The organism is Mycolicibacterium pyrenivorans (assembly GCF_025821625.1).
GTDB lineage: Bacteria > Actinomycetota > Actinomycetes > Mycobacteriales > Mycobacteriaceae > Mycobacterium > Mycobacterium pyrenivorans.
This window is the reverse complement of record NZ_JACKSH010000109.1, coordinates 1-3,843: the sequence shown is the minus strand read 5'-3', so window position 1 is coordinate 3,843 and position 3,843 is coordinate 1. Positions and strand designations below refer to the sequence as shown.

The 3,843-nt window shown below is 69.7% G+C and carries 4 protein-coding genes and 1 pseudogene; 1 reads left to right on the top strand and 4 read right to left on the bottom strand.

The features are described 5' to 3' along the window. Positions 1 to 109: 109 nt before the first annotated feature. Both H7I57_RS14270 and H7I57_RS14265 read right to left on the bottom strand, forming a co-directional pair. Positions 110 to 1,459 (bottom strand): hypothetical protein, encoded by a 1,350-nt coding sequence (locus tag H7I57_RS14270; protein WP_264024210.1) that lies wholly within the window; start codon positions 1,457 to 1,459, stop codon positions 110 to 112. Between the two features lie 11 nt (positions 1,460 to 1,470). Beyond that, positions 1,471 to 2,265 (bottom strand): (2Z,6E)-farnesyl diphosphate synthase, encoded by a 795-nt coding sequence (locus H7I57_RS14265; protein ID WP_264024208.1) that lies wholly within the window; start codon positions 2,263 to 2,265, stop codon positions 1,471 to 1,473. Positions 2,266 to 2,320: 55 nt separating this feature from the next. Here H7I57_RS14265 and trhA point away from each other — a divergent pair, with 55 nt between their 5' ends. Beyond that, complete coding sequence (gene trhA / locus H7I57_RS14260; protein ID WP_264024207.1) at positions 2,321 to 3,070, top strand: PAQR family membrane homeostasis protein TrhA; 750 nt, start codon at positions 2,321 to 2,323, stop codon at positions 3,068 to 3,070. A gap of 44 nt (positions 3,071 to 3,114) precedes the next feature. Here the strand turns inward: trhA and H7I57_RS14255 are convergent, their stop codons facing one another. Next, complete coding sequence (locus H7I57_RS14255; protein ID WP_264024206.1) at positions 3,115 to 3,489, bottom strand: nuclear transport factor 2 family protein; 375 nt, start codon at positions 3,487 to 3,489, stop codon at positions 3,115 to 3,117. Positions 3,490 to 3,499: 10 nt separating this feature from the next. Beyond that, positions 3,500 to 3,843 (bottom strand): annotated as a pseudogene (locus tag H7I57_RS14250) (hypothetical protein); the annotation flags it as partial.

Sequence of the window (3,843 nt, the reverse complement as noted above, 5' to 3'; positions counted from 1 at the left end):
AGAACCATGCAGACACGGCGTCGCAAGGCGACCACCAGCCCATTTTCACCCCGGAACGGGCGACCGCAAGGTCACATTGGCTGGAATGCAATTCCGGCCCACGCGGCCGTTAGCGGGCGGCGACGAGGTTGCTGCGCAGGTCCGTGGCGATCACCCGCGCCGCGGCGTTCTGCCAGTTGTGCAGCGACCGCTGCGGCACCTCGGCCACCAGCCAGTGCCACGCCTGGCGGGCCACGGGATCCAGCCCCGCGGCCGTCGCGTTCTGCGCGTACGCACGGACACCGACGACGTACGGGAAGTACAGCGAGTTGTAGTGGCGCCACTGCTCGGTGGTGCCGAAGTCGCCACCGTCACGCGGCTTGAGGCCGGCGATCCGATCGGCCAGCAGTGCCCGCAGCTCGTTGGCCCGCTCCAGCGGCTGGTCGGGCGCGCCTCGGCGGGCCAGCCGCTCGTCGATCTCCGGCAATGCGGTCAAGGGGCTGGCCACGAGCTTGGACAGGTTGCCGTAGTGCCCGAGCGCGCGACGGGTGACGCGCACGAAGGTCTCCTCGTCCAAGCCGTCGAGCGGGCTGCGCGACCGCAGCGGCAGGGCTGCCTCGGTGCCGCGCAGCGCGGCCCGGTTCTCCCGCAGGTCCGGCGAACGGGAGAAGGCGAGCCGGTCCAGTAGGCCGGCCAGCGGGTCGGCGAGCACGTTGATCGCGATCGCGATCGCCAGGCTGGTGAACAGCAGCACGGCCATGGTGGTGTCCTTGCCGCCCACCGCAAGCCCGATCAGCAACTGCCCGCCGAACAGAACGGCCACCGCCGTCGTCCCGACGAAGGAGCGCAGCATGTCGCGGCGCAGCGCGTGCCCCTCGTCGAACGCATCCCCGATGGCGACCGCGACCCCGAGCAGCGCGACGTCGAACCCGGTGGATGCCAGGGCCAACCCGCTGGGCACCAGGCCGAGCGGGATGATCAGGATCGCGTTGCCGAGCGCGAAGAACAGCGTGGCCACCACGATGAAGCCCACCACCGGGCCCGGCTGCGAGCGCCGCACCACCGCGTACACCATCGCGCCCAGCGACGGAATCGACACCGCCGCGACCATGACCCAGTGCCCCAGCCGCAGCGGGCCCTCGACGTCGCCCGCCATCGTCGCCCCGGCGAAGGCGACGACCGCGACGCCCGCCACCAGCGAGGCCTCCCCCGCACGGCTGCGCCAGCTGTCCCGGGGCCGCGACAGCTCCAGCAGCACCGCGAACCACGCGATACCCGGCAGCGCGACGAGGTAGATCTCGATCCGGCTCAGCAGCCCGGACGCGCTGACCAGCCGGACCGCGTCCAGTGCAACCACGAGGGCGAAGCTCGTCAACCCCAGCGACGCCAGCACGAGCACCGGCTTGCGGGGGTCACGGGCCAGCAGGTACAGCCCGAGCCACCAGCTCAACGCGAAGACAAGAGCGGAGAGAGTGACCACGACCTACTTCCTCAGCGGCCGTAGCGTCGGTGCCTGGCGCTGTAATCCCGCAGTGCGCGAAGGAAGTCGACGCGGCGGAACTCGGGCCAGTAAGCCTCGGTGAACCACATCTCCGAATACGCGCTCTGCCACAGCAGGAATCCCGACAGCCGCTGTTCGCCCGAGGTGCGGATCACCAGGTCGGGGTCGGGCTGGCCGGAGGTGTAGAGATTCTCCGAGATCGCCTCGGCGGTGACGGCCTCGATCAGCTGGTCACCGGTGGCACCGTTGGCCAGCTCCTTGGCGAGGAGCGCGCGGACGGCGTCGACGATCTCCTTGCGGCCGCCGTACCCGACGGCGACGTTGACGTGAAAAGTCGCGGCATTCGCCTTGTCGGTCGACTGCACGGCCTCGCGCAACCGGCGCGCCGGCTCCTCCCCGATGAGCTCCAGGTCGCCGACCGTGCGCACGCTCCACTGGTTGGCCGGTGCACAGATCTCCTCGACGACGTCGGTGATGATCTCGATCAGCGACGCCAACTCGTCGGCGTCCCGCTGCAGGTTCTCGGTGGACAGCAGGTACACCGTGGCCATCTCGATGCCGGCTTCCTGGCACCAGCGCAGCATCTCGGCGATCTTGTGGGCCCCCACGCGGTAGCCGTAGCTGACGTCGTCGTGGCCCAGTTCGCGGGCCCAGCGCCGGTTCCCGTCACACAGCACCGCGATGTGTCGGGGCAGCTCCGATCGCGACGGCGACAACCCCTGGCGCAGACGCATTTCGTAGAGCCGGTACATCGGCTCCTTGAGACGCCGCGGAATGAGGTCCACGATGGTCCAGACTACTGTGGCGCAGGAAAACCCCAAGCAAGTCAGCGGAGGTGACATGGCCACATCGTTCGATCCCACGGATACCGCTGACTCCGACCGCGCAGGATCGGCGCACGAGGCAGAGGACCTTCCCGAAGCCGTCGCCGATGGTGTCGCGCAGTTCCTGGGGAAGCCGCGGCTGCGCGGCTGGATCCACGTGTACTCGGCCGTCATCGCGGTCATCGCCGGTGCCGCACTGGTCGCGGTGTCGTGGTCGCTGGACTCGACGCGCGCCGGGATCGCCACACTGATCTACACGTGCACGATCGTCGCGATGTTCGCCGTCAGCGGCACCTACCACCGGGTGGACTGGACGTCGCCGAGCGCCCGCAAGTGGATGAAGCGCGCCGACCACTCGATGATCTTCCTGTTCATCGCGGGCAGCTACACGCCGTTCGCACTGCTCGCGCTGCCCTCAGAAAAGGGGTGGGTGCTGCTCTGGATCGTGTGGGCCGGCGCGCTGGCCGGGGTCGCATTGAAGATGCTGTGGCCGTCGGCGCCGCGGTGGCTCGGGGTGCCGCTCTACATCCTGCTCGGCTGGGTGGCGGCGTGGTTCATCGGGCCGATCATGCAGGGAGCGGGCGTCGCTGCGGTCGTATTGTTGATCGTGGGCGGCGCGCTGTACAGCATCGGCGGCGTGCTCTACGCGCTGAAGTGGCCGAACCCGTGGCCGACGACGTTCGGTCACCACGAGTTCTTCCACGCGTGCACGGCGGTGGCCGCCATCTGTCACTACATCGCGATGTGGTTCGCCGTCTTCTGGTGATTTCGGCGTCGCCCGTCACGCTGAGGTTGACCAGCGACACCGAATCACGACAGCTGGGTGATGTTCTGCGGGCCCCAGTAGGCCTTCATCGACGTGATCTTGCCGTCGCCGTCGAACGTCATCACCTCGATGGGCTCGATGCGCATCGCCCCGCCGACGGTGATGGCGAAGACGAACGCCGCCTCGTGACCGCCCGCGCGGAAGGTCAGCAGCTCGGTCTTGATCTCGCCACCGCCCTCCATGATCTTGTAGAAGCCGGCGATGGCCTGCCGCCCGATATGGACCTCGCCGCCGCCCACCGGGTCCTCCAGCGTGGCGTCCTCGGCGTAGAGCGCGGCGACGTCGTCCGCGGTGCCCCCGGCGACCGTGTCGAGGTAGCGCTGAACGAAAGTCTGCAGTGCGTCGGGCTCAAAACTCATGTGCGGCACGCTACACGGGGCGCTCCAGCGCGGCAGCCAGATCCGCGACGGTGGTGACGGGCAGGTCGCACGTCCGGCCCCGGCACACGTAGGCCGCGTCGGCGCCGTCGACCCGTGGCCGGTCGATCAGCAATTCGGACGAGTCCACCGCGCCGCCGACCACGACCGCCCCGCCCGGCGCCAGTCGGCGCGCGGCGTCCAGCAGTTCGGAGGCCGCCGGGTCACAGGCCACCGCGATCTGGATCGGGCCGCGCACCGCGGCCTCGGCGACCGCCAGCCAGTGCCCACCCGCCCGTGGCGACCGGGCCAGAAGCACCGTCGCGCCGGCCAGCGTGGCCTCGGCTGCCGCCGCGT